General features: G+C 68.6%; 4 protein-coding genes. 3 read left to right on the top strand and 1 reads right to left on the bottom strand.

Annotated features, from left to right (window positions below; genetic code table 11):
• The first annotated feature begins 356 nt into the window (after positions 1–356).
• Complete coding sequence (locus VHK87_RS18170; protein WP_329636304.1) at positions 357–1,706, top strand: sensor histidine kinase; 1,350 nt, start codon at positions 357–359, stop codon at positions 1,704–1,706.
• 192 nt (positions 1,707–1,898) lie between these two features.
• Here the strand turns inward: VHK87_RS18170 and VHK87_RS18175 are convergent, their stop codons facing one another.
• Complete coding sequence (locus VHK87_RS18175; protein ID WP_329636305.1) at positions 1,899–3,662, bottom strand: autotransporter domain-containing protein; 1,764 nt, start codon at positions 3,660–3,662, stop codon at positions 1,899–1,901.
• 932 nt (positions 3,663–4,594) lie between these two features.
• Here VHK87_RS18175 and VHK87_RS18180 point away from each other — a divergent pair.
• Both VHK87_RS18180 and VHK87_RS18185 read left to right on the top strand, forming a co-directional pair.
• Positions 4,595–5,515, top strand: a complete 921-nt coding sequence (locus VHK87_RS18180) for a toprim domain-containing protein (protein WP_329636306.1) — start codon at positions 4,595–4,597, stop codon at positions 5,513–5,515.
• Positions 5,516–5,540: 25 nt separating this feature from the next.
• On the top strand, positions 5,541–6,193 hold a 653-nt coding region (locus VHK87_RS18185; protein WP_329636307.1), incomplete at its 3' end, for a ParB/RepB/Spo0J family partition protein.

The raw sequence follows: 6,193 nt of genomic DNA on the forward strand, positions 1-6,193 counted from the left end.
GCGGCTCTTTAGCCGAGCGCCCTGCCTGGGTGCCCCGGGCGTCTGTTGGGGCTTTGAGGCCCTTCCACCCGTGGCGGACCGGTCGCGCTGGGGCCAGAGGTTAAACGGCCGTGCAGCTCGGCCATGAAAGATCCGGAATCCGTGATTGGCAGCTATGCGTCGTGCCTCCCAGGAAGTACCCCGTCTAAGTGGAACACGATCAAACCCAGGCGCCGCGGAACCACGATCCCTTCGCTGCAGAGATCTTCGCTGGCCCGGGTGTCGTCCGCGAGCTCGCGCGACGCCTAGACTGGAGCGCAACGCCCATTGGCGCCCCCTCCACCTGGTGTGCGGCGGTCAGGACGTTCGCCAGGTCCATGTTCGACTCGCCGTTTCCGATTTGTCTCTGGATTGGGCCTGAGTACGCGCTGCTTTATAACGACGCTTATCGACGCATCCTGTCCGCCAAGCACCCGGCGTCTCTTGGACAGCCCGGCGGCATCGTGTGGGCTGAGATCTGGGAAGAGCTTCAGCCACAGTTCGACCAAGTCAGACGCGGCGGAGACCCGATCTTCTTCGAGGATGCGCCGTTCACCATGGCGCGTCTGGAGGGTGGCGCGAGCGATCTTGCCTGGTTCAGCTACTCGCTCTCAGCGCTGCGCGCTGAAGATGGCTCTATCCCGGCAGTCCTCAATATCTCGCCAGAGACAACACCGCGGGTTCTGGCTGAGCGCCAAGTCTCGTTCGAGCGCGATCGGCTTTCGCAGATGTTTGCTCAGGCTCCGACGTTTATGGCGCTGCTATCTGGTCCCGAACATCGAGTCGATCTGGCCAATGGGGGCTACATGCAGCTGGTTGGCCATCGACCCGTTCTTGGCCGGACCGTCGCCGAAGCGCTGCCAGATGCCGTGGAGCAGGGCTACTTGACACTCCTCGACGAGGTGTTCGCGACTGGGCGGCCCTACCTTGCCAGCGGTGCGAAATACACTGTGCAGGCTCAGCCAGGCGGACCTGTGAATGAGCGCTATGTCGATTTCGTGTACCAGCCACTGAAGGATGCGGCCGGCCAAGTCACCGGCATCTTCGTACAAGGGGCCGACGTAACCGATCGGCAGCGCCAGGAACTCGAGCTTCGTAACAGCGAAGAGAAGCTCAAGCTGATGGTGCTTGAGCTCAATCACCGGGTGAAGAACAACCTTGCGACGGTTCAGGCGATCGCCGTTCAAACGCTCAGCGGCGACAGGCCAGCCGCGCAGATGCGCGAGAGCTTTCTCCAGCGCATCTCGGCCCTAGCGACGGCGCACGACATTCTGACCCAGGAACAATGGGAAGGCGCAACGCTGCACAGTATTGCAAAAAGGGTTCTAAGCGCTCTCGCGGCAGCGAGCGATCGGGTACATGTCGCGGGTCCGGATGCGAGCCTCTCGAGCAAGTGCGCGCTGGCCCTATCGATGGCGTTTCATGAACTCGGCACGAATGCGCTGAAGTATGGAGCGCTGGGTGCGGGCGGCGGCTATGTGACGCTCAGCTCGGCGGTCGAACCTGGCGGGCGGCTGAAACTTGAGTGGCGGGAACGTGGGGGACCGGCGGTACAGCCGCCATCGCGCCGTGGCTTCGGGTCCCGGCTGCTTGAACGAGGCTTGGCTGCGGAGCTAAATGGCAGCGTCGAGCTGATGTTCGAACAAGCGGGTCTGCGGTGCCTGATTGCGGCTAGCCTCGACTGCTGAGTGCCGGGTCCGTGCGGCAGCCCCAAGCGTCCGCTCTAGCTCGTACGTTCGCTTTCCACCCTGCCCTGACACTCGAACGTGGCGTGGCTCTGTCGGCCCGGCGCGGCGATCAGGGCGAGATGCAGAAGCTCATAGCTGGCCATGAGCGAAGGATAGCGGGGGTGGGCGCTTCGCCACACCCCCGCCAGCCTGTCAGAAAGCCAGGGCGCCGGACACGGAGCCCGTGACGCTGTCGAGTTCGCCGCGGCCGGAGTAACCGCTGACGCCCACCTGCAGCGAGAAGGCTTGGCTCACTTGGCCGCTCAGGCTGGCGGCGTAGCTGAAGTAGCCCTCGTCTGCGGGGTTGAGCCGGCTTTCGTAGGAGATCGGCGCACCGGCAGGCCGGATCACGAAGCGCCGATCCTCGGAATCGAACTCGTGCTCGTAGGAGACGCGGGCGAATACCGACACCGGCCCCGGGCGGCGTGCAACCAGCCCGATGCGCCCGAACACGCTCTCCAGATCCTGCTCGCCGAAGGTCGCCGACGTCGACAGATCACCGGCCTCGTCGTAGCCGTCGATCTCGATACGTTCGAAGGTCACAGCGGCTTCGGGGCCCAACTGGAAGCCGGCGGCTTCGAAGACGTTCACCGAGGCGGAGCCCCGCACGGCCATGTAGGTCCCGTCCGTCTGCCCCCGGTGCAGGCGCACGGCAGGCCCAAGGGTCAGGCGGCGAGTGAGCTCGTTGTAGTCAACCTGGCCGTAGGAGGCGTCAACGACGGCGTCGATCGGGCCCAATTGCGTGCGAGCGTAGGCCGTGGCCGACCAGCTCTCGCCGTCATAGCCGCCGCTGGAGGCGTAGAATTCGCCGGCGGACTGCGAGTAGCTGAGCGCCAAGCCGGCGCCCCACCCGGAGAGCGCGTAGTCGACGCCCAGTTGGAAGATGGTGCTGGTCTCTTCCAACCCGATAAGCTGCTTGGAACCTTGCGAGTCGAAGTCGTGATGGCCGACGGAGCCGAAGACGGTGGGGCCGTTTCCAGGCGAAGCCAGGACGCCGTGCATGGCGTTCTCCGCCATGTCCCGGTGAGCGCGCATGCCGCTTTGCGCGGCGAAGGAAAGCTGTCCGATCTGCTCGGGCGCTTTGACCAGGCTGGCGATCGCCTGGCCCTGGATGCGCTGGGTGATGCCGGCCGGGTGGGCGCTGTCGGCGCGCAGGTAGGTCTCGTTGGCGTCCGGCGCGACGTACGTCGCTGGGGTGCAGGTCAGCGAGGAGCCGATGCAGGCGAGGCCCGTCGTGTTGGTGATCCCAAATGGAGCGGGGTCGGCGACGATCTCTGCGAACAGCCGGTTCACGTCGACATAGAGGGCGTTCACGCCGCGGCTGGCGAGGCTGGCCGCGAAAGCCTGGTTGAACACCTGCAGGCCGCCGCTGCCCTGAATTGACATCGTGACGATGCGCTCGGCGCCGGCGGCTTCCAGCCGCTGCACCTGTCCGGCGAGCTCGGTCGCCGCGTTGGTGAGGATTGCGTTGTTGACGCCGCCACCCGCCACCCACGCGAAGAAGTCGTTGCCGCCGCCCTGGATGTAGACGAGGTCCTGCGGGCCGAACGTCTGGCCGCTGGCGAGGAAGTTCGTGACCTGGTTGGTGATCGGGATGGTGATGCCGCTCGGCGCGGTGACGCGCGCGCCGCCGATGGCGTAGTTGGTGCCGCCGCGGCCGTAGACGGGATCGAGCGGCAGCCCCAGTTGCGCCGCCATGACTTCGGGCGAGACCGGATCGGGATTGGTCGTGAAGCTGCCGGCGCCGGCTGGGAAGTTGGGGTTACCGGCTGCGTAGAAGCCGCCGTCGGCGAGGCTGTCGCCGAACACGATCACCCGATCGATCGGGTCTTCGGCCTCTTGCGCGGCCACCTGAGAGGCTGTCGCCAGGCCCGCGGCAAGCGCCAGCGCCATCAGCGAAGATGTGGACTTCAGCATGGGGTTCCCTCCCGGCCTTGAGCCGTGTCGATTGAAAAGAAGGGTATCCGATGCGCGAGCTAAGCGCACCTGCGGCCTGGCCCCTCAACCCGCGCCTTCACCGGCGCTGCGCCATCGATGTTGCTCTCGTTGAGGTAGACGGGGCACTGTGGAGCCAATCTGCGGATCTTGGCAGCCCGCCTGGCCTCCCGCCGGAATCCCAGGACGCCAGCCAGCAGTCTCACTCGCCGGTCCGCGATGCGCCATGAGCGGACCTCAAGTTCGCGCCAGGAGCGGACCTTCACCTGTCCCGGCTCGAAGGACCGACCCGTCGCTCGCGCGGAGCCCGCGTCTGAATCCGCGGTGGGAGGGAAGCCGTGAGCTCAGATCCCATCAACGCCAGACCGGGGCGTTGCGCCCCGTCAGGGGCGTCCTCGATTTAAGCGAACAGCACCTCGACCGCGTGCGCGAGGTCGCGCCGCTTCGCCTGCGGGAGTGTCGAGGCCATCTTCAAGGTGCCTGTCGCCATCCATCACTCGCGGTGGAGTCTAGCCCAGCTTCGCTGGGTTACGGACTATTTTGCGCCCGCCGAACGATGGGGCCGCCGGGTCAGGCTGAGACCTGAGCGGCGCGTCTGAGACGGCCTGGAACGCCACGGAACAAGCGGCAGGCTGATCTCCCCGGATCGAACGGGGGACCTCCAGAGCCACAATCTGCCTGATCCTGAAGAGTTTCCGGCACTTAGCCGCGACCAAAGTGCAAAAAATCCGGCCGGAAACGCGCCGGAACGGCGGCGGCAGGACCTGCCCCGCCGGCCTGGCGGAGTCGGGGTCCGCCGGAGGTGAGGAAGGACGGCATCGGTCGATCAGCCCTGTGGGACCGCAAGATCCGGAGCGCCCTATGTCCTTCACCCGCACCTCCCTGCCACTCCCTTGCGCACGGGTGAGGCGGCCATGACGCTTCGCGCCATCGTCGCCGCCCTCGGCGGAGAGCTCTACGCCGGCGGCCGGCGCGCGAGCGTTCCCGCGCCTGGCCACAGTCCCGCCGATCGGTCGGTGTCGCTGCTGCTGTCCGATGGGCGGGTCATCGCCCATGGCTTCGGCGCTGCGGACTGGCGCGCCGTCCTCGACGACCTGCGGGCCCGCGGCCTGATAGACGCCGACGCCCGGCCGGTGGGCGGGGCGGCGGCGGCCGGCGGGCCGCCGCCGGTGTCCGGGCCGGAGCGCAGGGCCGCGGCGCGGGCGTTGTGGGAGAGCGGCCACGCGGTTCGGCCCGGCTCGCCTGCCGACCTCTACGCGCGGCGGCGCGCGGTTGGTCGGCCGCTGCGCCAGATCCCGGTGCTTCGGGCCCACGCGGCCGCGCCGCTCGCGGTTTATCGCCCGGGGCCGTCGACCCGCCCTGCCCTGGTCGCCGCCGTGACGGCGGAGGATGGCTCGCTGACGGGAGTGGAGGTCACCTACCTCACCCCGAACGGCCAGCGCGCTCAGGAGCTGAGGCTCCCGCGCAAGCTGGTGGGCGCCGCACCACCGGGGGCGGCGGTGCGGCTCGACCCTGCAGACGAGCGGCTGCTGGTGGCGGAGGGCGTGTTCACGGCGCTGTCGGCGGGCGAGCGCTTCGGCCTGCCGGCCTGGGCGCTGCTCGGGGCGGGAGGCCTTGCGCGCTGGACCGCGCCGGCGGGCGTGCGGCGGGTGCTGATCGCGGCCGACCGAGGGCGGGTCGGCGAGAAGGCGGCCTGGCGACTGGCGCGGCGGCTCAGAGGGAGCGGAGTGGAGGCCGAGGTCCGGCTCCCGCCCCGCCCCCACGGTGACTGGAACGACCTCGCTCAGGAGGAGAGAAGGAAGGGCGGGACGGGGCGCCCGGGTCCGGCGGGATGAGCCGCCGGCGGGCCGGAGATGCCCCATGACCGACACCCCCAAGGCCGCCGCGCCGGAGCGGACGCGCAAGGTCTATCCCCTGAAGGACATCGGGATCGCTCCCGAGAACCTACGCTTCGACGAGGCGCCGGACGAGGAGATCCCGCAGCTGGCGGCCACCATCAAGGCCGCTGGGCTGTTGCAGCCGCTGACCGTTCGGCCCGGCCGCCGGGGCGAGCGCCCGGCGATGGCGCTCGACGGCCGCAGGCGGCTGCTCGCGCTTGACCGCCTGCTGGCGGCCGGCGAGATCGGCGAGGACTATCCGGTGGAGGTGTTCGAGGAAACCGACCCTGCCCGGCAGGCCGCGGCCGCCCTGCTCACCAACACCGCCGTGCCGGTGCACGTGGCCGACGTCATCGTCTTCATCGGCCGCATGCTGAAGTCGAAGCTCACGCCAACGGTCATCGCCCAGGCGCTGGGCTACGCCGAGGTGGAGGTGCGCCGGCTGGCGGCCCTTTCGGCGCTGCCCCCGCAGGCCATTCAGGCGCTGCGGGCGGGCCGCATCAATCTTCGTCAGGCCCGGATGCTGGCGCGCCTGAAGGACGCCTCTGCCCAGGCCGAGCTGGCGCAGGCGGCGCTGGACGGCCGCGGCTTCGCCGACTGGCGGGTAAGCGAGCTGCTCGATCAGGGCGCCGTCAC

The sequence above is a fragment of the Phenylobacterium sp. genome (assembly GCF_036263695.1).
Lineage (GTDB): Bacteria > Pseudomonadota > Alphaproteobacteria > Caulobacterales > Caulobacteraceae > Phenylobacterium.

Coding starts and splice junctions, on each gene's coding strand:
- VHK87_RS18170 (WP_329636304.1), top strand. CDS start 357: ATGTTCGACTCGCCGTTTCCGATTTGTCTCTGGATTGGGCCTGAGTAC.
- VHK87_RS18175 (WP_329636305.1), bottom strand. CDS start 3,662: ATGCTGAAGTCCACATCTTCGCTGATGGCGCTGGCGCTTGCCGCGGGC.
- VHK87_RS18180 (WP_329636306.1), top strand. CDS start 4,595: ATGACGCTTCGCGCCATCGTCGCCGCCCTCGGCGGAGAGCTCTACGCC.